The 23726-nt window shown below is 46.5% G+C and carries 19 protein-coding genes and 1 pseudogene; 5 read left to right on the top strand and 15 right to left on the bottom strand.

Features of this window, described 5'->3' with window-relative positions:
* Positions 1-11 precede the first annotated feature (11 nt).
* On the bottom strand, positions 12-2615 hold the full coding sequence (locus OB236_RS09960) for a DrmE family protein (protein ID WP_262683851.1): 2604 nt from the start codon (positions 2613-2615) through the stop codon (positions 12-14).
* Positions 2616-3108: 493 nt separating this feature from the next.
* On the bottom strand, positions 3109-3378 hold the full coding sequence (locus tag OB236_RS09955; protein ID WP_262683850.1) for a hypothetical protein: 270 nt from the start codon (positions 3376-3378) through the stop codon (positions 3109-3111).
* Between the two features lie 112 nt (positions 3379-3490).
* Here OB236_RS09955 and OB236_RS09950 point away from each other — a divergent pair, with 112 nt between their 5' ends.
* Positions 3491-3703, top strand: coding sequence for a helix-turn-helix domain-containing protein (locus tag OB236_RS09950; RefSeq protein WP_262683849.1), 213 nt, complete (start codon positions 3491-3493; stop codon positions 3701-3703).
* 10 nt (positions 3704-3713) lie between these two features.
* Here OB236_RS09950 and OB236_RS09945 read toward each other — a convergent pair whose 3' ends face one another.
* The 3 genes from OB236_RS09945 to OB236_RS09935 form a co-directional block, all read right to left on the bottom strand.
* Positions 3714-4037, bottom strand: a complete 324-nt coding sequence (locus tag OB236_RS09945; RefSeq protein ID WP_262683848.1) for a hypothetical protein — start codon at positions 4035-4037, stop codon at positions 3714-3716.
* Between the two features lie 120 nt (positions 4038-4157).
* Positions 4158-4331, bottom strand: coding sequence for a hypothetical protein (locus OB236_RS09940; RefSeq protein ID WP_262683847.1), 174 nt, complete (start codon positions 4329-4331; stop codon positions 4158-4160).
* 90 nt (positions 4332-4421) lie between these two features.
* A complete protein-coding gene (locus OB236_RS09935) occupies positions 4422-4793 on the bottom strand; it encodes a hypothetical protein (RefSeq protein ID WP_262683846.1) in 372 nt (123 codons plus the stop codon).
* 287 nt (positions 4794-5080) lie between these two features.
* On the opposite strand from OB236_RS09935, the gene OB236_RS09930 reads away from it, so the two are divergent.
* From OB236_RS09930 to OB236_RS09920, 3 genes and pseudogenes are all read left to right on the top strand, one after another.
* Positions 5081-5329: a helix-turn-helix domain-containing protein gene (locus OB236_RS09930; RefSeq protein WP_262683845.1), complete on the top strand. Its 249-nt coding sequence runs from the start codon at positions 5081-5083 to the stop codon at positions 5327-5329.
* Between the two features lie 221 nt (positions 5330-5550).
* Positions 5551-5763 carry a helix-turn-helix domain-containing protein gene (locus OB236_RS09925; RefSeq protein WP_262683844.1) on the top strand — a complete coding sequence of 71 codons (213 nt, stop codon included), beginning with the start codon at positions 5551-5553 and terminating at the stop codon, positions 5761-5763.
* A 340-nt stretch (positions 5764-6103) separates the two neighbouring features.
* Positions 6104-6241: pseudogene (locus OB236_RS09920) on the top strand (helix-turn-helix domain-containing protein); the annotation flags it as partial.
* A gap of 52 nt (positions 6242-6293) precedes the next feature.
* Here OB236_RS09920 and OB236_RS09915 read toward each other — a convergent pair.
* From OB236_RS09915 to OB236_RS09885, 7 genes are all read right to left on the bottom strand, one after another.
* Positions 6294-8720, bottom strand: a complete 2427-nt coding sequence (locus OB236_RS09915) for a glycoside hydrolase family 95 protein (protein ID WP_262683843.1) — start codon at positions 8718-8720, stop codon at positions 6294-6296.
* Positions 8721-8743: 23 nt separating this feature from the next.
* A complete protein-coding gene (locus OB236_RS09910) occupies positions 8744-9883 on the bottom strand; it encodes an oligogalacturonate lyase family protein (protein WP_262683842.1) in 1140 nt (379 codons plus the stop codon).
* A gap of 47 nt (positions 9884-9930) precedes the next feature.
* Complete coding sequence (locus OB236_RS09905; protein ID WP_262683841.1) at positions 9931-11982, bottom strand: glycoside hydrolase family 65; 2052 nt, start codon at positions 11980-11982, stop codon at positions 9931-9933.
* A 42-nt stretch (positions 11983-12024) separates the two neighbouring features.
* Positions 12025-14304 carry an AraC family transcriptional regulator gene (locus tag OB236_RS09900; protein ID WP_262683840.1) on the bottom strand — a complete coding sequence of 760 codons (2280 nt, stop codon included), beginning with the start codon at positions 14302-14304 and terminating at the stop codon, positions 12025-12027.
* A gap of 119 nt (positions 14305-14423) precedes the next feature.
* On the bottom strand, positions 14424-15968 hold the full coding sequence (locus OB236_RS09895; RefSeq protein ID WP_262683839.1) for an extracellular solute-binding protein: 1545 nt from the start codon (positions 15966-15968) through the stop codon (positions 14424-14426).
* Between the two features lie 74 nt (positions 15969-16042).
* Positions 16043-16912 (bottom strand): carbohydrate ABC transporter permease, encoded by an 870-nt coding sequence (locus tag OB236_RS09890; RefSeq protein ID WP_262683838.1) that lies wholly within the window; start codon positions 16910-16912, stop codon positions 16043-16045.
* Complete coding sequence (locus OB236_RS09885) at positions 16913-17776, bottom strand: ABC transporter permease (RefSeq protein WP_262683899.1); 864 nt, start codon at positions 17774-17776, stop codon at positions 16913-16915.
* Between the two features lie 516 nt (positions 17777-18292).
* Here OB236_RS09885 and OB236_RS09880 point away from each other — a divergent pair.
* A complete protein-coding gene (locus tag OB236_RS09880; RefSeq protein WP_262683837.1) occupies positions 18293-18991 on the top strand; it encodes a DUF4386 domain-containing protein in 699 nt (232 codons plus the stop codon).
* 61 nt (positions 18992-19052) lie between these two features.
* Here OB236_RS09880 and OB236_RS09875 read toward each other — a convergent pair whose 3' ends face one another.
* The 3 genes from OB236_RS09875 to OB236_RS09865 all read right to left on the bottom strand — a co-directional run bounded on the left by OB236_RS09875 (position 19053) and on the right by OB236_RS09865 (position 23720).
* Positions 19053-20531, bottom strand: a complete 1479-nt coding sequence (locus OB236_RS09875; RefSeq protein WP_262683836.1) for an oligosaccharide flippase family protein — start codon at positions 20529-20531, stop codon at positions 19053-19055.
* A 210-nt stretch (positions 20532-20741) separates the two neighbouring features.
* The gene (locus OB236_RS09870) at positions 20742-22022 is read right to left on the bottom strand and encodes a DEAD/DEAH box helicase (RefSeq protein ID WP_262683835.1); all 1281 of its coding nucleotides are present in this window, start codon (positions 22020-22022) and stop codon (positions 20742-20744) included.
* Positions 22023-22223: 201 nt separating this feature from the next.
* Positions 22224-23720 (bottom strand): L,D-transpeptidase, encoded by a 1497-nt coding sequence (locus tag OB236_RS09865; protein ID WP_262683834.1) that lies wholly within the window; start codon positions 23718-23720, stop codon positions 22224-22226.
* Between the last annotated feature and the right edge of the window lie 6 nt (positions 23721-23726).

Here is a 23726-nt window from a genome sequence, read left to right as displayed (position 1 = left end):
TCCAATCCTGTTTAGATATTAAGGGGTCTGTTTGCAAAATGGGATGGGACTGACATATCAGTTACGTCTAAAATATTCTCAATCTGCCCTAAAATGGACATTTTTGAGATATCCTCTGATAAATTCAAAAAAAGTTCGTCGGATAAAGATTCATTTCTTCCATATGACCTTTTGATGCTGGTTGCAATAAATCTGAGGATTCTAATTCGCATTGAACGAACTTCTTTAGAAGCGTTGTGATATGAATCTGGATCTTCCAGCATTTTTTGATCACATGTAAGTCGAGCAACTGCTGAATAGGACTCATTATCACGAGGGCCGACTATATGACTATCTTCATCTAGCCACGTCCGCAAAGTCACTTCATGTTTACCAGTTCCCAGTTCATGCATTTTATTTGAAAGATCTTTGAAGGATAGTCCGTGAACATGCATATATTCTCTAAGAATGCATTTCCAGTAAATAGACTTTTGGTGCCACTCTTTAAATTGCTCGTCACATTTATTTTCTTTTATCATCTTCTCCATAATTCGTTCCACAATATCTTGTGTCCCGGAATCATAATTAGTAAAAATAATCATATCTCCAGGATTCAGTGATGAAACATCCGATTCAATTACAATCTGTTTTTCGCTCTCAAAAACATAGGGTGTATAATGTCTTGTAAAATAAACACGTTCGCCTGTTTCTAGCGTGGCTACTCTGACGATTTCAGCAATTTGATTTCCGCTTGATTCTATTGTCTTCAGTGTTGATATAGCACCCACGCTATTACTCATTAAAGTTTCAAGTTCAATCCCTACATTTAACTCATCACTTTCATAAACGGCAGGCTCATTAGTTAAGGACGTCACAGTTTTAATCTTAGGGGCGATTAAACTGATACCTTCTAATTTTATCAAGTTGCTATCACTTAATGACCTAACCTGTCTGAATAGATTTTTTTCGTTCTTATAGATAATTATATTGACACTTCGAGCATTACTTAATGCATAAGGCTCTAATGTCTTCCAATCAAAGACTCCCACAAAATAAACTCGGTCATAAAGCTTTTCAGAATTGTATTTATGTGGTGTGAGAAAATCTATTTCCCCAAAAATTCCCTTCACTGACTCAGGCATTGATTCACGAAAGACTTGGGCGTAATAATTTTTAGGGACTACAATTGCTATAAGTTTCTGATAGTCTAAATTCTCTGACAAAACTTGTTTCAAAAAATCAAACTTGGGATTACTTGAATAGAATGCATTCATCATGTTCGATAAACTAGCTACAACGTAAGACATATCATTAACGACCTCAGAAATAACTTGTTTGTTTATTTCCTCTTTAAGTTCCGATAGAATTGAAGTAGGCGATAAGGCGTTAATTTTCCCGTTTGTAATAAGACTATTCATAATCTCTATTGGGAATATAGATCTTTGCAACAGATTAAGCAAAGAAAAACCCTTAGTAATAAAATTTTCAATTTCATTATTGCCGTTGGATTTAGATATTCTGAACAAAGCTTTTTTACATTCTAGGAAGACTCCTTCTTCCAATTTATCATCAATTTCTGAAACTTCCACGTTTCCATTAACAAAGTTATTTACAAATTCATACAACCTTTTGCTTTCATCTGAAAAGTAGTCCCTTACGGACTCATTGATATCTGGTATCTCTTCAAGGATTGAGCTCTTTGTCCAACCGTATACATCAACGTTTTCATATGTTTCGTAGTTTAACGAATTTATTCCTTTCGATAATTCCCCCATCATTATTATGTTTTGAAGTGATTTTCTGTTGTATATGCTACTCATCTCTGACGAATCATTTCCAAAGTAGTTTACTCCGTTCACTAATAAAGTCGTTATATTCTTATCGTCTATAATCAATTCTCTGGCTGTTGATAATTTACCAACAAATTTGACAACTGGATCTTGTTTTGAAGAATTACCAGAGTAATACACAGGTTCGCCTGAAGATGGATAATAGGCAGTCGGAAATAGTTCTCCAAAATTGAATGTTTTCTGACTTTCAAGACTAATTTTGAAATTGTCCATAAATCTATCCGCATCAGCTTTTTCACAAACTATGAGAATAGATTTTTTATATGTATTTTTCAATTCATCAAGTGAAAGACTAAATACATCTGCTAAAAAATTATATTTTGCTAGAGAACCTCTTTTCATGCCTCTACCATCTAAGGTTTTTGCATTTCCATTGTATGGTTTTAGCTTAAAGAATAATATCTTGGGAATATGAGTAGTATAAGGATTTTTCCTTTCTATTGTTTCAATAACTACTCTTCCTTCATTATCTATTTCAATAAACTTAGATCTCCTATCGCCATAAATGACTAAATCTTCTTTTTTAAGATCATTCAAAAATGAATAACTATCATTAACGTCTTTTAGAAAGACATTATATGTCGATATTGCTATTGCTAAGTATAGAGCTATGTTGGTCCCATGATGGAGAATAATACCTCTACCATTGTTATTTCCATTTAATATGTCTATGATTATTCTAGTATTTTTATTATGAAAATCGAACTTCCCTAATGGGTTTTCAATTAGCTTGAATATAGATTCTGTGTATGCATCCATTAATGATTCTGAAATACTTAAACCCACCTATACCCACTCCCGAATGTATCTAATAACCTTATAAATTCTTAGTATAATTCCCGTTCTTATCTAAATATTAGTTCAAAGTGTCTATATTGATATTCGACACAAAAAGCCCCCTATCCTTTCACATTTATCTAAATTGCCCTGATTTTGTCATATATTTGTTTGATTTGAAATTTAAAAATGCTCAGTGAGGGAAGATAATTTTGCGTAAAAATAATAACCATTACGTTCCCTATAAAATACAGATAACTAAATAAGCATCCCCCAGATCTTAACAAGACATTTTCATTTTCAAATGACTATCTGGTAGCCAAATAGAGCTAGCTCTCCATGAAAAGAAAAAGCACCCGTCCATTGGATGCTTAACTGAATTGATTAAGTTGATTCCACATTGCCAACGTCATCAGATCCGATATAATGTAATATAAAGATGCCCAACAACAGTGACGTTATCAGGCCCATCATCATTTTGTTAATCGTAGCACGCTTTTAGCTATATACAGCTTATATCTACCTGGGTAGCGCTTGAGGCTAAAATACTTTTTTCTAATCTCAAGTGCAATAGCTCTGTATGGAAATAACTACCTATATTGTGTATCAATGTAAGTATTTCTTCGGTTGTAATAGCATGGAAACCATCTCCATTCTGAACAATAGCATCAAGAACTGCTACAACACATGATTCACAGGTCTTAATTTTTTCAATTAACGTCTCTTCTTCTGTTATTAATAGTTCATACTGAGCTGTAAAACCACTATCCATATTTCTCCTCCCAGACATTAGTACATTTAATAGAATATCGTATTATACGTTTGCGCATAATGTGTAAATACATTCCAAAAAAGTTGTATAAACTGCTTGGAGGATCTTTTTGATGATGAAATTATCGGTAAAATTAAAGGAAGTTTTAAAACAACGAAATATGACACAGCTAGAACTATCCAAAAAAGCTAATGTTAGACAAGCGGCTATATCCGAGCTCTGTAGAAATGAAAGACAAGAAATCAATCTTGAACAGATGGAACGTATTGCCGATGCATTGGGAATTTCTGATATAGGTGAATTATTACAATTTGAGAAATCATAGCATTCAATCCTTATCGCATAACTTCATTCCTCGACGCTCCCAACCCTTTCCCCACTCTCAGCTCTACATACATAGTCAGCACAATCAAACAAATAATCCCTACAACAACAAAACTCGTCATCCATCCCCCTGTAAACCGACCCACTTCCATAAAAAGACCCATGAACAGGCTCGGAATCAAAGGCTCCCCGTAAGCCTTCCACCAATTGAGCGTGAAATTTTCCAAGTAAAAGAACCAGATCATACAGATGGCAGAGATGGACCAGCCGCCCGTATAGATCCATACCGCCAAGACAGGACGACTCGCGGCTGTAGTAGGAACCAGCGTGATCACGAAAATACCTGCTGCTTGAACAAGTTTTATTAGCTCAAATCGACCAGCAAGTTCATGTATTTGTCAATTTGAAAACAAACAACTGAGCTCCATACTTAACTTGTCTGCGTTTGATTTACCTCAATAAATCAAACGCTCACGGCACGATTGTTCAAGACACCATCTTAGATCCGGGTCGGCTTTATCCTTTAATGATCCCACCAGCACATTTTTGCTGACCAGCTTATTCTGGTAATAATCGCCTGAGCCGCGTGGACGGGTTGAACGTTCAAAAGCCTTTTCAGGACTATCCATAATGAGCTCATCCAGGAACTGCTCCATCAAACTCGTAGCATTCGGCAGAAACGGAAATGCCCCGATGTTTTCCCGCACACGCTCTATATTTTAAAACTCTATTCCATATATGAATTGGCGTTGATAAATACTCTCTATTGATGACATGAGAATATCGATTTTGGTCAGCAAATTAAGCATTTGCTGTTCAGAGGGTTGACGAATGAAAATGCTATCGTAGTGAATGGAAAGATATCCAATAGAATATAATAACAATTCTGCATCCATGTCCAATAAGTGTTTCATCCGTGAGTAATTCAACAACGCTTCGAAAGGAATATCAATTGGCAGCAGTTCATTGGTTTCATTAACATGGCAAGCTTTGAGCATTGCTGTTACAGCTAAATATGCTAAAGATATACATGATTCATACATACCTTGATTCAGAAAAATTCGCGACAGTTCCATTCGCTTATGAGCCATTTCATGACAGTACCGACAATATGACAATAATTCATAGGACTGATTCTGAATACACGCTTACCTCCATTCGGTCAAAAGTATGGCGTGAAGTCTCGATCAGATTGCTTCGATCAAATGACCCTTGAACCCATCTTTCCCCTGTTCTCTTGTACTTCAAAATCAATATCCTCGGAAATAACCGACGACTATAGTCACATAAATTTTAACACATTTTACCTTATGTGACCATAGTCCGTAGACCATTTGTCTCAAGAATGGAAATAATGGCCTCAAGGAGTTGGTAGCTTGTGAATATTGAGGCCTGTTTTGGAAGGCATTTGAGGAAAATTAGAGAAGAAAAGAGATTAAGCCAAGAAGAATTAGCTTTTCGCAGCAATCTTGATCGAACTTATATTAGTCTTCTGGAACGTGGCAAGCGCCGTCCTACTATTAATACGATTTTTGCTTTAGCGAAGCCACTAGATATTGCTCCTTCAGACATGGTTAAATTGATCGAATCCGACTTGGCGACCGATGTAGCAGAAATAAAGCAGTAGCGTGGATCGAATCGATCAATTAATCCTTCCATCTTTATAGGAAAAGAAAAAAGCACCCGTCAATTGGGTGCCTAATTAATTTAATTTAATTTAATTAAATTAAGTTGATTGCACATTGCCTACATCGTCAAATGCGATATAATGTAATGTAAAAATGCCCAGCAACAGTGAAGTTGCATTCTAACAAAAAAATGGTAAGGCCTGCTTGGAGGCTCATTTTTATGATGAAATTATCGGTAAAATTAAAGGATGTTTTGAAACAACGGAATATGACACAGCTAGAGCTATCTAAAAAAGCTAATGTTAGACAAGCGGCTATATCCGAGCTCTGTAGAAATGAAAGACAAGAAATCAATCTTGAACAGATGGAACGTATTGCCGATGCATTGGGAATTTCTGATATAGGTGAATTATTACAATTTGAAAAATCATAAAATTTAATTGAATACCATGTTCTATGGATTGTCCTGCTGGATATAGCAAGTTTATCTTACCTCAATTGCGCCTTGGTTCTCTACTCTTGGCACCACAGCGATTACATAGCTTCATCAGTCGGCAGCTTCACACGGTTCCCCTACTTTCTTTTCTATATAAAGTCAGGTTGATCAAACAGACAATGCCTATGATAACAAAGCTTGTTACAAATGCCCCTGTAATTCAACCCACTTCCATAAAAAGACCTCTACCCATTCTTAAATCAACAATTTGAGGCAAATGCTCAACCGCTTCTGATAATTCATCAAATCTTTGTAGTAGTATCTTCTTCAACCAGTCGCAGCACTTAGCGAACTCTCTAATGGCAAACGGGAGAACATTAACTTCTCTCATATCGAGAAAATCGCCGATGCATTAAGCATCAGCGACATTCGCAATCTGATTGATTTAGTTGAGGTTGAAGACGACGGGGTCTAGTATAATTCATCAAACCAGTATCTCGACGTCCATTATACAAATGATGCTATTTTCAACTCTTATAAGGTACTGCCTTAATGATGACTGGAGGCGATCCGCTCTTCAGCCGCAACGTATAGTACGAAGGACCGAACGGCGAAGGCTGCATCTCCTCACCGCATATCGTGCATGAGCGCACCCAATCAGGCAGCTTGACAACCGTGTCCGTATCTCTGTCCGCAATCAGTTCAGCTTGAAACTTGCCCGCTTCCCTATCCCACTCTAAGGAAACCTTACCCGTGTGGAATCTCCAGTCGGCCAGTCGGCCTCGCTTCCATCGTCCAGGCAGCGCAGGCAACAGCTTGACGAGACTCGGCGACACTTGAAGCAGCATCTCTTGGACAGCGTTCACCCAACCCATATTGGCATCGAGCTGAACCGGGGCCGTTGGCATATTCATCGAAACACCCATCCCCCGCCAGTCATTGTGCAGCGTGAACAGATTGGGCAGAAGACTAGATCTTGACAAAATGTTAAGACAATCCAGGGAGCTGTCACCGTCGTCCAGCCGGGCATAGATTGAAGCCATATGAGCTAGAGACCAGCCGCTTTGTGCCCCAATCTCTCGCCTGCGCACCGCCGATTCGAATGCGCCGAACAAGCTCCGATTGCTCTCGCGCGTCACTTCGTGCCCAGGAAAAACTGGATACAGATGCGACAGATGTCGATGGGCGTAGCGGTCCTCAAAGGCCGGATGAATCCATTCGCAGACAGCGCCGTCCTTATTCACCCGATACGTTGGCAGACGCTCCAGCATTCGGCTCCATTTCTGCGCATCCTCATGATAGCCGTCGATCGTCCGGTTCGCTTCGATCAGATGCTGCAGCAGTTCCTTCAGGATGGCCACATCCATCGTCGCATTAATCGCTGTAGGCATCGGGTGTGCCAAAGGCTTGCCGTCCATTGGCATGAAGTTCAGCGGTGTATTCTCGGGCGATACGGACGGGTACATTTTGTACAATCCGTCCTCGTCCGTCACGAGGAAATCCTCATAGAACTGCAGAGCCTCTCGCATGAACGGGATCGCCATTTCCTGCAGAAACCGCAGGTCGCCGGTAAATCGAAAGTGCTCGTCATAATGACGCGCCAGCCAACCTGCTGCTCCTGTCCAATTCAAGATCACCGGCACAATCTGATTGGGCACGCCGATGCCTGGTGTGGAGCCAGCCGGAATATAGATGCCCCGGCAGCCGTACAGCTTGCGCGCGTTGTCACGAAAGTCGTCCATCAAACCCTCGTAATAGCGGAACAAGGTTGGAACCAATTCGCCCAAACCGCCAACGTGCGCATGCCAGTACATCATCTGGATGTTCTCATTCGCCATGTTATGGCTCCATACCAGCCTATAATCCCCTCCCCACAGTCCATACAGGCCGAAGGGCTCGGCCTCCTCCGCAGCAGCGGTGCCGCTCAGGAACAAATATCGGCCATACGCCCACATCTTGCGTACCAGTGCCAAAGGCGCCTCTCCCTCATACGCATCCAGCAGCAGTCGTTCATTGGAACGCAGATCCTCCTGCTCGTCGTCCAAAATCAGAGAAGCGGAACGATAAAGCGGCCGATGTAACGCGGTATGCCGCTCCAGCAGCTGTTCGTAGGAGGTGCAGGCAGCAAGTTCGGCCAGTTCAAGCTTCAGCCGGGCCCAATCCCGTGACCGTTCACCGAGGACAAACACCTTTACTAGCACTTGTACACGTCTGGCCCCCTCGATCCGGATCATGCCTTCTGCCGCTTCGACGCGGCCTCCTTCTGGAATCACCCGCATTACCGCACCGAAATCGTTCCCATCGTCGTTAGTTCCAGCGTACCAGGCATAAGCTTCGTCGGCGCCTGTTTCTACCGACCGCTCCAGTTCCTTGAATTCTGGCGTATCGGCCCAGCGGTCGCTTGGGTGGAGAATCAAGCCGATCTCGCCCGTTACAACTGCTTCATCGCGGCCTTCAATCTCGTAGACAACCGCATCATCGGCACGCGAGACGAACAGCTTCCGCTGATACCGGTGAGCTCCGTCCAGCCATCCGACTGTTATTTCACCGCTGTCCATATCCAGCGTCCGGCTGTATTGGCGAAATGCGCTGCCACAGGGCATGACCAGCTTGATTGCAGCCAACGGGAATCGGGAGGCAAGCCGCGTCTCGTAGCCTCGTCCTTTCAATGCATCAGCCAGCTGCCAGCTGGCCTCGGAATAACGCTCCTCGTCCATCAACCGGCGGGTCTGGGCAAGCGTATCGCTCACATCCGGCAGTTCATCCTTTCGCCCCCAATGCCACAACCGAGCATGGTTGAGCAGCACTGTTTCCTCCTGTACGCCGCCGAATACGGACGCGCCCAGTATGCCGTTGCCCGAAGGCAGGGCTTCGCGCCACATATTCCGCCACCATGAAGCGGGGTAGTTCATCACGAGCTTATCTCTGTGCAGTCCATCCATGTGCTCTGGCATCTCTTCGTGTCTCCTTCTCCTGTTCAAGGCGTGAACAGTGGCAAAGCGGTGAAATCGTCCGGGATATCAACCAAGTAGAGGTTCCCATAACCGTTCTTATCGCTCGTGAACAGCAGTCGCTTTCCGTCCGCGTCAAAACGCGGGTGGGCATGCACCTTCTGTGAATGAAAGCTGCAGCGCAGCTCACACAGCATGCGGGGGCCATCATACACACCATCGATCATGCGCCACATACTTAGCGTCTTGACTGCACCTTTGCCATCTACAACCACCTGTCCCAAGCCATCCGCGTACCCATGCCAAGTATCGAAGGCGAATTCCGTCTCTTGCATCCCCGTATTGTCATAACGGATGCTGCCAAAGAAATTGGTACCGTTAGCACGGAAGCCGTGATAACCGATTGTCACCCCATCCGGATAGAAAAATTCATGTCCGACCTTCTCTCCAGGCTCCAGTCGCTCCCGTATTTTCCACACACTCCCTGTTCGTAGGTTCAGAACCCATATGCGGTGGTCGACCAGCTGCCACGGACCTTCGTGGCAGAACGTCATGAGCCATGGCTTTGTCAGCGACGCATTGATATGAGTGATAAAACGGTTCGTCTCGTATACAATCTCCGAAGTGCCCCCGCGAGCATCAATACGTACGATCCTACTATTGGGAGCAGCCTCCATTAGCTCCCGGTGGCCGACATAACCGTTACCCAGATCAAGCTGAATGCGGTGCGACATATCCTCCTGTACACAGGTTAAGACGGACAAGCTATCGGCCGTCGCACTGCAATTTCCAAGATGATAGCCCTCCGGCGCTTCATACCATAGCTCCTCCTCCAACGACTGCAGATCCAGCCGGATGAGGCGGCTCCCGATTTTGACAAACACAGCGCTCCCATCCGGCAGCAGGCAGGCATCCAGATAATCGTTGTCCGGGTAATCGGTTAATTGCGTCATAAGGCCGCTTTCCAGGTGCATGCTATACAGATTTGTGCTGTTGCCCCTGTCCGAGATAAACAATAGACGCTGTCCGTCGTCATACCACCCGCTCTCTGTAAAATAAAGATGATAGCTATGCGCTTTATAATCCGTCAGCTGTGTAACCTCAAGCCCTGTCAGCCGATCGATAATCCTCTTCCGTTCTGAGGGCCAGACTGTTCCTTTGGTCATGCTCTCGCCTCCTCTGGCATATTTTGCGTACCTAACTTCTCCATTTTCTACAGCCAGGGCTTCAGGCCTTCCCACTTCACCGACCATCTTCCATTCTGGGGAAAACCAGGGTTATATCCTTGCTGACTGCCGTTCCAGCCGCAAGCCATCATCGCAACGGCAGTCAGCAGCCCGCCGTTGCCCGGCAAGTAAGCCGATAAGCCTGGACGTTGATAATTATGACCATTGGTCAAATAAGTGTTCTTCGTAGCATCCAGCAGCAGGAAATCCACCGCAAGATCAGGCTCCCCGAGCCTTGCAGCCGTCATCGCGCACATCGGGAAGTCCCAACCCCAAGCTGAATCCCAATTCCATACGTCCTTGACCTTCAACAGGGTGTTCAGCATGACCTTACGGTCGATCAGCGTACCCGGCAGGATACCGAGCGCACCCAGCATAGACGGATGGTCGTGATTTTTGGCTGTGAAGGTGTCCTCACACCGCTCATGGGCAAGATAAACACCGTCCGCTTGCGGGGGCTCGGCTATTGCTTGGGCAACTTCTGCCCATAGCGGATTGGCCGCTACCTGCAGACGCTCCGCCCAGCGTGCAGCGATTTCCAGGCCGTACTTCCAATATTCCAGCTCATACGGCGGGTTTATACTGTCCTGCATAGAATGGCATTCCTGCGCCGGGATCAGCGGCGGCCCCAGATTATAGACGCGCTTCTCTTTATCCGGATGCGCATACGACACCATGAAATTAGCTGCTTCGAACACCAGGTCGCGGAATCGCTCCAGTGTCACGCGCGTCGGATCGGCTTGATAGCACAGCTCAGCAAGCGCCATCGGATGCGGCTGCTGCCAGATCAGGCCGGGAGCGACTGGTGACGGACAAGGCTGACCGTCAAAACCGACCATCTTGGGCCAGCGCGCTCCTTCATAGCCTTGGGATTGTGCCAGATCACGGGCGATCGGCAAAATCTCACAATACCAATTCATGCTTTTCAACAGGTAGCTCTCTCGGCCCCATAGTGGAAAATGTGCAGCATGCCACCAATGCATCTCCAGATGGGACTTACCGAACCAGCTGTTATACATGAGCCCCGTCTCCTGCGGCGGCAGCGAACCGCCACTATGTACAGCGCACAGATATTGCGACAGCACCACACGACGCTCCAGCTCATACGCTCTGGGATCGGCGCTTCCGGCGAAATCGATCGCCGCGCCGCTCATCCAGAACCTCTCCCAATGGCTCCTGCTTGCAGCCACGATATTGTCAACAGGTTTCGTCTGCGGTGTCCGAGGGGCAAAGCCGACGGAAAATTCAAGCACCTCGCTCTGTGTGTCAGGCAGCAGCGTGAATTCATGAACACCGGTTCTCTCTATCCGGCCTGCGCTCCATTCCCAGCCTACTTCATAGCTATCCTCGTCCATGCTCCTCTCCAGCAAAGCCCGCTGATCACCCGACTCGCGTAGCACCGTCCGATGCCTATCGTCATGGCCCCAATCCGGAAACACGGCCTTGGACCATTCGGTATGGGTCATATCGGGCGCAGGGAATTGGATGAACACCAGCAGCCGTCCCTGCCTGATCAACGGCGATTCCACACGTACACCTATGACGTCAGATACCGGATGGGATGCTGTCATCACGCGGATCGGCACATCCTGAACGCAGAATTCGCTGTTAAGAATTCCGGTCCATAAATTCATTTGCTGGCGGATATTCGTTACATCGCCCGCTTGTGCCTCTGCCCCTGATTCCAGCAATATCCGAAAGGAAATACGGCCAAGCTGCAGGCGATGAGGGTTCTGCCGAAGCCAGTGATAAGCCTCGGCCTTGTCCCCCGGTTTCATTGGATACCCAACCGGGCGGCCATACGTATCCAACATCTGATAGGCGGCATCACTAGCAGTGAACCGTCCGTGCCCACCCGTGTAATGCCAGCCCCAATTCGATTGTGTGCCGAGCGGTACCTCATACTGTTCCGGGAACGTCTGCAGGCCGGTAATGTCGGCGCTAAAAGCAAACTCCCCGTTACCTACAGAGAAAGGGGACCACGGGTCCCATTTATTCAGTTCCGGTTGATGTCGTTCCACGATCCGTCGTCTGTCCATGGCTCCTCCTTCGAGCTTGAATCGGAGGCTCCTCCTTGCTATTTACTCAAGCAAGGAGTCCATCCGGGTTCTCATCATCTCCCGGTACTTGCCCGGGGTAATATCCTTGAATTTGCGGAAACTGCGGATAAAACTGTTCTCATGCTGATAACCGACCATAACCGCAATTTCTGATATGCGCCATTCTGTCTTTAGCAGCAGCTCGGCCGCCCGTTCCATCCGCAGCTGAGTCAAATAGTTATAGATGGTCTCGCCCATTTCCTGCTTGAACACCTGACTTGCCAAACTACTGCTGATCCCGATCGATTCAACAATCTCGGGAATACCGATTGGCTCACTCAAATGCTGCTTCATATAGTCGATCATGCGCTGGCACACAATAAAATCCTTGCTCTCGATCAACCTGCGGAACCGCTGCGCCAATGGTATGACCCTGGTATTCAGCTCATTTTGAATATCCTGTATATGAAGTGTATCAAAACGCTCGTACATCTGTTCGGTAACGCCTTCTTCGGCTGGCCGAACCTGCGCGATACGCTCCGCAGTCGCCTGAAGGAAGGAAATTGCCGCTGAAGGATACTCATACTGACTGCGTATATGTGTGATGATTCGATCGACGGCTTCCAAGGAGGCAGTCTCATCGCCTGCCTCAATCGCGTGGGTCAATTCATTAAGCACAGACTCCATTGGCAGCGACTCCGTGACTTCGTGCCCCGACACCTCATGGAATAGGATCACCTGCCCATAACCTTGGTATAATCGGTAAGTAAGTGCATTCTCCGCTTCGAGCATGGCCTGCTTCAATCGGGTGATATCCGTTTGCGCTGTGCTAACCCCTACCGACACGCAGAATTTCAGCAGGCGGGACACGACTTCGATCGCTTCGACCAGTTTCCCCTTCAGCTGTGAGCCAGCAACGTGCGGCTGCAGTAGAATCGCTGTCTTGTCTTTGCCAAAATCGGCACAGACGATCCGACACTGCGGCTCGAAAAGCTCGGCGACAATGTTCGCGACTGCAAATTTCAGGAGCGACCGGTCACCATCAGAAAATGTCTGCGACCATGCTTCATAACGGTCGATTGACAGAATAGCAACAGTCACCGGTGTCGTTGACCATTCCCCAAAGTACCGGCTCCATTTCTCCTTGATATCCCGCTTCCCGGTCAGGTTGCCCGTATATATATCATGGAGCAGCTTGGAGGACGCTTCGGACATGGACTCCTGAACGAGTTGGGCCAGATGAGCGTGATTGCTTAGCAGCTCTCCGGCCAGCTTCTCCAAATCAATGCGCTCCGAGCTGCTGGACTTGCCGTCATAAGCCGAGAATAGCTGCCTCAGCCGGCGGACCGGACGGAATGCAGCGGCATTGATATAGAAGATCGTTACCCCACCCAGCCCGAGTGCGGCGATGGACACTAATAATACGGTATTTCGCACTTTCTTGGACTTTGCCAGCAGGCTGTCCTGCACGACGATGGACACATACTTCCAACCCGTCACCGGTGACTTGAGCTGATTGACGAGCAGCTCTCGGTTCTGATACGTAATGTCGCTGCTGCCATCCTCCTTCAATGCACTAAGCGCCTGCCGGATCCCCTCCTGATCGAAGGCATAATTCGAGACGGAGTACAGCACCTCGTCATGTTCATCAATGATATAGCGCATACGGTTCAAATTGTTCATGACCGGCGGATTCAGCTTCGCGAACAAATCCTCGTCCTTGAGATTGACAGCGATGATCCCCTTGAACTCACCCTGGATCACGATCTTGCGAAACAACGTAATATCAGATCCCTTGCCGCCAGCCCCTTCGGGCACCTGACGTTTCTTGATCAGTGTCATCTTATCGCCGAATTCGCCTGCTACGCTGACCCACTCGGAATCGACGAACATCAGCTTGCTGGAGCTGTACCCTTGTGGAAGAGCGACGAAGCTGCTCCGCGCAATATCGTAGACATAGATGCTTTTGACATACTTGGAACTGCCGATTAGAGTCGACAGCAGTTGATACAGCTCCGAGATGTTTGCATAAGAGTTTTGGACCTCGTTCGTCAAAAATTTGTAAATGTTGCCGTTCACCGCGACTTTGATCGCAATCTGATCGCTCTCTTTGATGGAATCATCAATCACATTCATATTGAGCTGCAGCATCTGGTGCTGCGGCTCGCTTAGCTCTTCCTGCAGCACCGACTTCGACGTATAGTAGGAAGTCAGGCTGACGGCCAGAATAATAAGGAAAACCGATACGGTTAGAATCAATATGAGCCGGATTTGTGTATTGGCCAAATTATATTTCAGCCATTTCTTGAGGGATTGTATCACGTTAGAGCCCCACCTTATGGAAGTATCTTCCCATTATATCTCGGTCCGGCCCTCATGACACCTTCGCCCGGTTTCCCCCTATCGTCAGTCTTCCACTTTCTTCCTTAATTCCATTTCCGCTACTTCTTCACCTTGGCGTACCATTCCTGAACACGCTTGGTGACGGTTTCGCCCCCTGCTTTTTTCCACCGGTCTACAAACTCATCAAACTTCTCAATCGGCCAGTCGCCGATAACTATTTTGGTTAAGTACTCCTGAAAGAGCTTATGAGATTGAATATCCGGAAAGCCTTCATACACCGTATTCGGCAGTCCATCTCCAGCGATTCGACGCGCATCAGCTGTGCTGACAGCAAAAATGTCCTGGACCATCTTCTGCATGTTCTCAGGGATTGTCTCCCTGATCCTGATGTCCATATCGGCCTTGGTCGTCAGATTACGCATACCCAGTGCCAGCGGTCGGCTATCCTCCGGCGGCAACAATATCTTCTTACCATTCACAATCTTATGCTGAAGCCCCTCTATACCGAAACGAATGAATTCGTCGTTGCTTTGATCGTAGAAGAAGTCCAACAACTTCAGCGAAGCCTCCGCTTTATTTTTGGCAGAGGCCGGGATAACCCACTCCGGTTCTCCCATGCTTTTTTGCGTGACAAAGCCTTGAAAGCCGTTCACCTTGGGTATCGGCATTCCGACGATATAGGCGTTCGGCGCCCCCTTCAGCATCGCGTTGTAGCGATCGACAACGTTAGCAGGAAGATGGTACCAGCTGCCGACCAGATTGTTGTTGATTTTGGCCTGCCAGACATCCCCCTTGTTCAGGAAAGTCTCGTTATCCAGCAGCTTCTCCACATACAGCTCACGGATATTCCCAATGGCGGCCTTCATGTTCGGGGTAACTCCCGCGTATTGAATCTTTCCATCATACTCATCCCACTCCGGGCTGCCTTCCCACATGGCAATACCGTACATGCCGAACAGATGATCCATCCACTTGCCGAATTCGCGTCCCGAGGTCGGCAGCTCGTCTTTGACACCGTTGCCGTTCGGGTCCTTGTCGCGAAAGGCCCGCAGAACGTCCTTATATTCCTCCATTGTCTTCGGCATAGGCAGACCGACCTTATCGAGCCAATCCTTGCGGATCATGGGTGCCCGTTCAGGGACGAGAAACACCTTCGGTATATAGTAGATGTGCCCATCCGGGGAAGCCGAGCGCACGATGTCCCACGCTTCCTTCGGAATGTTCTTCCATACATTAGGTGCATACTTGGGCAGCAGGTCATCCAGCGGCAAAGCTCCGCCCTGCTTGATCAGCGTCTGTTCGATGCCCCCGATCGGGCGGAGAATATCCGGCATATCGTTGGAGGCGATCATCAGATTGAGGAATTCGGTCGGTTCCGAGCCCGGAGGCGTCGTAATCAGCTTATATTCCACGCCTGTCTTCTCTGCCACATATTTGACATGCGGGTTGCTGCTATCCGGAATAGAGCCGGCGCCCATATGACTTTTGAATACTTTAACGGTAACGGCCTTGCCGTCCTTTCCGCTAGTATCTGAGGATGACGAGCTGTCTCCCGTATTGGTGCAGCCAGTCAGCGTGGCGATCGCCAGCAGCGAAGCCAGAGCCGACATTCTTGTCGGTTTCCGAAATAAACGTTTCTTCATCTGTTAATTCCTCCCTTTTTATAAAAAACTATCTATCCAACTTCATATCCGAAACCGCTCTTGCTTTAATACCGCTACTCTTTAACTGACCCGAGCATGGAGCCTTTGACAAAATATTTTTGTAAATAAGGATATACCAAAATTATCGGGACTGTTGCAAAAATAATGGTTGCCGCTTTCAACGTTGTCGTATTGAAATCGTAATCGCCCAGGGCCATGTTCACTGCAGCAAGCTCCTCCGGCGAAGTCAGATAAGCGCGAAGCTTCATTTGCAGTGGCCATTTGTTCGGATCTCGAATGAACAACACCGCCCGCTGGAACGTATTCCAATAGCCTACAGCATAGAACAAGCTGACTGTCGCCAGCACTGGTTTGGAGAGGGGCAGGTAGATGCGGAACAAGATCCCAGCATCATTGCAGCCGTCCATACGAGCCGAATCGTAGAGCTCCGACGGAATACCCATCAAAAAAGTCCGGATAATAATCATATTGAATGTGCTGATAAGTCCGGGCAGAATCAGAGCCCATACTGAATTCATCATGCCCAGCTCGCGAACCGTCAGGAAGAACGGAATTAGCGGTGCATTGAAAATCATCGTAATAATGATTCCGAACATGATTGGCTTGCGCACGAGAAATTCTTTATGGGACAACGGATAAGCCGTCAACACCGAGAACAGCATGCTCAGCAGAGTACCCATCACCGTAATATAAACAGTAATGCCAAACGAACCCCACAGCCCCTTGTTCTGAAGAATATGCTCCCATGATGCCACCGTAAACTCGATGGGAATCAGAAATACCTGCTTGGAATCCGCCGCAATGGGCGAGCTTAAGGATACGGCCAACAGGTGCACCAGCGGCATCAGCATGGTGACGGCCGCACCCGCCAAGCATACATAGTTCAATATGGAAAATATCTTGTCTCCATAGGTTTGCTTCATTTACCACAACCCCTGTTCTGTTTTTCGGGCCATTCGGTTGAAAATCCACAGCAAAGCGAACCCGATAATCGACTGAAATAAACCGATCGCGGTCGAAACACTATACTGCCCCTGCAGCACCCCGGCCCGATATACATACGTCTCGATGATGTCACCGACGGAATACGTCATCGGCGTCAACAGATTAAATATCTGGTCAAAGCCGAGCTCCAGGAAATTGCCGATGTTAAGCAGGAACAGTACCAGGATCGTCGGGAACATGGTGGGTAATGTGATATGAATCGTCTGCTTCCACCGATTAGCTCCGTCCATGACAGCCGCTTCGTACAGATTCGGATTAATGCCTGCGATAGCAGCCAGGTATATGATCGTTCCCCATCCAACTTCTTTCCAGATCCCGGACAGCACGACGATCAACCGGAAAAACTTTTGCTCCTGCATGAACAGGATCGGGTCAAGTCCAAACCAACTCCGTACCATGTTGGCCACGCCCTGAGTCGATAGCAGCTCGAACACAATACCGCCAACGACGACCCACGATAAAAAGTGCGGGAGGTAGAACAAGCTCTGCACCACCCGTTTGGCTAACATCAGCCTCACTTCATTTAACAGGAGCGCCAGGATGATCGGCGCCGGGAAGCCGAATAACAGCTTATACAGAGCGATGATCGCCGTGTTTCTCAATACATAGTAAAAATCTTGGTATGTAAAGATAAACTTGAAGTTATCCAGACCGACCCAGGAGCTTCCCATCATGCCCTTGAAAATCTGATAATTCTGAAACGCGATTACGCTTCCCGCCAGCGGTACGTATTTAAAAACAAGAAAATAAAGCACGCCGGGCAGGATCATCACATACAACATCCAGTGTTTTTGGATATTGGCGAGATACGGGTTCTCGTTAGATCTTAGCTTTCCCGCCGATGCTTTGGTGGTTCCGGGTTCCAATTGAGTATGCTGTTTTGCCACCACCTCGAACCTCCTTTGCTTCAGTTAACGTCATGTTACCTGCTTCAAAACGCTAATTCAATTGTTCAATCCTCCACGGAATGCGCAATAACGCGATACCGCCTAGTTGGACGGTTCGCGTATTCGATTAACAATAGGTTGATGGACACGCAGCTGCTCCAGTGCTACCCGGCAGTTCCTCGTGACAAGCCCAAAACAGCCAGAGCCACAGAATGGCGGAATTGTTGATGCAGTGGAGCATCGGTTCATCAGAGAAAGAACACATCGGAAAAACGTTAAAACAGATCCTGTTTTTGCTTAGTGAATGAATACTTAAGTAAGTTAGAGGCCTAAACATACTAAAGTATCTGTTTTATCTTACCTTTCCCTGTTATTTTATTATAAAGTGTAGGTATTATAAGGAGGTTAATCGTGTTGAGGAAGAGCACAAATTCAGGTAGAAGGTCTGCAGTAATTACTGGGGTGTTATTAATAGCCGGGTTGGTTACAGGTATATTTAGTGTTGTTCCTGTTATAGATGGAGCAGACTACCTTGTCAAGGCTTCTACAAATGGAAATCAGGTACTGACAGGAGCGTTTTTCCAGTTGTTAATGGTTGTTGCATATGTTGGTATTCCTATTTGGATGTATCCGATTTTAAGTAAGCATAATAATGGTTTAGCTCTTGGATCTGTTGCTTTCGGCATCATTGCGGGTGTGTTCATTATTATTGGTGTAATCATTCTTCTGTTGCTATTGACATTAAGCCACGAATTTGCAAAAGTTGGAACTCTGAATGTATCGTATTTTCAGACCCTGGGTGGATTGTTACGGGAAGGACGTGATTTGGTGAACCATGTGGCAACGACACTGGCATTTGTTTTGGCTATGTTCTTGTTTAACTGCATATTTTACCAAACAAAATTAGTTCCACGTTGGTTGTCAGTTTCGGGTCTTATTGGGTCAACATTGTCCATATTGGCAAGCTTATTATTTATGATTCGCTTCATCGGTCTGGATGCAACCTACATGATGTTGAACATTCCAATAGCCTTTCAACAATTGGTTTTGGCTATATGGCTAATCGTTAAAGGATTCAACCGGACGGAACAGGATTCTATATCCAATTAGATTATTTTATGAAGCTATTTTGTTCTCTTAAAGGCGTACAGTACAGGTTGCGGTTGCGACATCACATAACCTCATTCCTCGTCGCTCCCAACCCTTTCCCCACTCTCAGCTCTACATACATAGTCAGCACAATCAAACAAATAATCCCTACAACAACAAAGCTGGTCATCCATCCCCCTGTAAACCGACCGACTTCCATAAACAGGCCCATGAGCAGGCTTGGAATCAAAGGCTCTCCGTAAGCCTTCCACCAATTGAGCGTGAAATTTTCCAAATAAAAGAACCAGATCATACAGATGGCAGAGATGGCCCAGCCGCCCGTATAGATCCATACCGCCAAGACAGGATGGCTCGCGGCAATAGTGGGAACCAGCGTGATCACAAAAATACCGGCCACGATCATCACCCAGAAATTCGCTTTGGTTTTGCCAATCCCCGCTAATATATTGCCGCCTAATCGGCCAACTGACGAGAAGAACACCCCGAGCGCCAGCAGCCGGATATAAGTGGCCGAGTCCTCGCTCGTATAGCCTTCACCGAATAAATATCCATTAATCTGATCTGGATACAAACAAATCACAACCGTTAGAGGGTACAAGATCAGGTTGTTATATCGGATACACAAGGTCCCCCGCCTTTTGCTTTCCAGAGGGTCCTGATAGCTCGCCGCGACAAACGGAAAGGTCACAATCATGAACGCCCAAGTCACAATTCCAATAAATCCCGTTATACGAAAAGCGTTGCTGATATGTCCAACAGCAATGACCGAGCTGGAGCCAATGATCATTGTCACAAAAGGCTGTTGAAACGCCTTCGCGATATTACCAGCCCACAGCGGAACGCCATACTGCATCATCTTCCAGATTTCAGAAATAGACACGCTGCCCAACCATTTCGGATGATGCACTTTTTCTACCTTCCAACAAATGAACAGCGCAGCCAGTACCGATCCCATACCCATCCCAATGGACACTCCCCACAGGAAGCCATCCTCACCTACAGGCCATAGCACGCCTAATACCGTACCCACAGTGGAAAGCGTCGTTGTAATGACCATAAACAACGCCTGCGTGCCAAAATTGCGATTACCGGAGAAGGAGGATACCCCGATATTAATGATCGAATTGAACACCAGCATGATCGAGCTTATGAGGAGAGCACCTTGTAAAGAGGGCAGTGCATACGTCTGAGCGAGTAGCGGCGACAAGGCTGCAAGCAGGATGCAGACAACCACTCCAAAAAATACACTGCCCAGCATGGCCAACCGAAACTTATTTTCAATTGCGTCCTTCGAGTTCGTTGAAAACGTATACACCAATGAAGAATTAAATCCCAAATTGAGAAAAAGGTTCACCATCCCGAAAACCTGCAGCAATAAATTCACTTCACCAAATTTGCCAGGGTCATTCAATACACGCGCCACTACGATGCTCCCCACCGTCTGCAGCAGTTGATTGATAAAAAGACCCAGCACGATAATAGAGACACTTCGTATAAGAAACCGCTGATTGTCATTCAATTGCATTTTAGTATTTAGCATGTGACATCACCTTAGGCAAGCTGGATTATTTGGAAAAGAACATGTCAATACAACAATCATTGTGATTATATGCGATATCGTCATAGACAACAAATACTATCTTGTTACACAACAAATACTATCTTGCGAATTCATCATGAGAGAACAATGAAAACAAAAAATACCCCCTGCATCGCGGTACATCACGATTTGCTGGAGGTATGGGTTTATTTATCTATTCGGTTTACTACCTTTTTTGAACCACTCAGACCTGGGCTTGAGCTTCGGATTAGCCTTAGGGCTAGTCTTGGGCTTAGCTGGTTTGGAGACTGCCGGTTTCGATGGTTGTGCCGCCTTGGAGGGAGGGGCTGTATTCAGCATCGGATACGGATGATCCTTCACTTCAGGAATGGTCTTGCCGATTAATTTCTCGATATCCTTGAGATACGGAATTTCTTCATGCTCGCAAAAAGAGATGGCGATCCCGCTCAGTCCCGCTCTACCGGTACGGCCAATTCGATGAACGTAGGTTTCCGGAATATTAGGCAGGTTGAAATTGATTACATGCGAAAGCTCATCGATATCTATGCCTCTTGCTGCAATATCTGTCGCTACCAACACTCGCGTGACGCCACTTTTGAAATTGCTAAGTGCATTTTGACGGGCATTTTGAGACTTGTCCCCGTGAATGGCCTGAGCGGTAATATGCACCTTGGTCAGTGCTTTCACAACCCGATCTGCACCATGTTTTGTCCGGGTAAATACGAGCGCTGAAGCAATCGATTTATCCTGCAAAAGGTAGCTCAACAATGACTGTTTGTTTTCCTTATCTACCCAGTATACGGATTGTTGGATGCGGTCTGCCGTAGAAGAGACCGGCGTGATTTCAACTTTCACTGGATCTTTCAGCAGGTCTTTGACCATTTTGGATATTTCCGGAGGCATCGTGGCCGAGAAGAAAAGTGTTTGTCTTTTGGCTGGCATTTTGGAGATGATTTTCTTCACATCATGAATAAAACCCATATCCAGCATGCGGTCCGCTTCATCCAATACTAAGATTTGGACATGCTGCAAATCGATATGCTTTTGATTGATGAGATCGAGGAGTCTGCCCGGAGTGGCGATCACGATATCCGCACCCAAATGCAGCGCCCGCTCCTGCGCTTTTTGTGAAACACCACCTACGATAGCCGTGCAGCGCAGCTGGGTGTATTGGCTGTAAGCCACAATGTTATCTGAAATCTGTAAAGCGAGCTCTCTTGTTGGTGTCAAAATCAGGGAGCGAACTCGGCGCTGCGTATTGGGTCTGCCCTGCTGTTCACTTAACAGCTGGATAATCGGCACCGCAAACGCGGCCGTCTTCCCGGTTCCGGTTTGAGCGCAGCCCAGCAAATCTCTGCCAGCCAATACAGCCGGAATCGCCTGCTCCTGTATCGGTGTAGGCTTTGTATAGTTCTCCTTGGCTAGAGCTTTTAAAATCGTGGGTGTAATATTCAAGTCATTAAATGTCATGTTGTCTCCTTAATTGTATACCATGTATATTTGTATTCACGTATCTTTAACATATCTAGTACTGTCTCCACAAACCGTCCCTTTATGTCATAACACGTAAGGATAACACAAATATACGCACAAAAGAAGCGAGATTTTCAAACAAAATAACCCGACGCTACCAACTATCGGCAGAATCGGGCGGTTTTCCTCGTATTTCTTTTAGCCTAACCAATGGAATACCTTGTTTTTTGCAGATTCATTCGGAAGTCTGGTGCCCAAGGGAACGAATACTTGCGGATTCCACTGAGCGGTAGCGGCTGTCAGACCTGTATGATTGTTATCACGGATGAACACAACGGTTCCCTTGGGAATAAAAGGATATAGCTCCTCAATATCGGCATTTGTCATACGGATGCAGCCCAATGACAGATTGCTTCCGATGGAAGCAGGATCGTTCGTGCCATGCAAGGCGATCGCGCCCATTCCGAGGGCAGAGCTGCCGTACACGTTGGGATGCTTGCCTTGTGGCTCCTTCACCCTGTCCAATACGGAAAAACTACCTACCGGTGTCGCATCATCTGCCCCCAGTCCTACCTGCTTCTCCATCAGCAGCGTTGAGCCAGCTAACAATTGCAGAGAATGGTCGCTTTTCCCCACCACTACCCGGTAACGCTCAAAATTTGCCCGATGCGAATTCGGGTTCTCTACAGTATTAGGATAAAACATATCGCTATACTGCTTGGCCAACGGATCAAACACCCATCCGCCATCACCATCGTACTTCCCCACAATTTGATTAGAGCCCGACTGTATTTCCTGGGGGATGAAGCTTAAATAGTTTTGCGGGTAATCGGCTACCAGCTTGTCCAGCTTGTCTGGTGGAGTGCCGTTATCGGAAATATAAGCCTCCAGTGCAGTACGTACAAGATTAGCCCCTGCCTCCGCAAGCGTAAGCTTTCCAAAATCCGTATTGATAAAGCGAATTTTTACTGTTTGATCCTGGGCTGAATTGTATTGCGCCACTACGAATGCCTTAACCTTTTGAGTCTCATCCGTTAAAGGAACTAGTTTCTTATCGGGATTTTGACCATTGCTCGCGATTCCGTACAGCCAAATATTTTGTCCAGGATTGGTTTTGGCCAGGTCCAGAGCTTTGTTGTACAAATCATTCTCGATTTCTTTGTGAGGCTTGTCCTTTGTTAAATAAATAATATAAGGCATGTCCACGACCTCATAAGTAATCTCTTTCCCTACACCCCACAGCTGAAAAGCGGATACCGTTCTGGTAATCGAATCTTTTCCCCATAGGAGTCCCCATAGAAACACACTCAGCAGCAAAATCATGAATAGTATGATTTTCCACAAACGTGGAGACGTAGAACTGCTCTTGTAGATGATAGGGAAATCAGAAACCGGAAGCGATTCAGCCCCCTTTCCGTTACCTTCCAAACCTCGTATGGCGCTGGCCGAAGCAAAGTAAAAGGGTGATGGATAGGTCTTCCTGCATTCCTTGTAATGAAAAATCGCCTTATCCACGATGCCTTTTGCTTCAAACTTTTGACCTAGCTTATAATGCGCTTCAGGTGAACGGGGGTCCAAATAACGAATAACCTTTTCATAATACATCGGGTCACTGCGGTTGATATACAGATTTTTATGAAGATGCACCATCTCCTCATCCAAATGATTTTTAAAACGACCCTTGATGGGATTCATGTGAAA

Source organism: Paenibacillus baimaensis (assembly GCF_025567575.1).
Note: the sequence above shows the minus strand (reverse complement) of the source record. Positions and strands in the feature narration are given on the sequence as shown.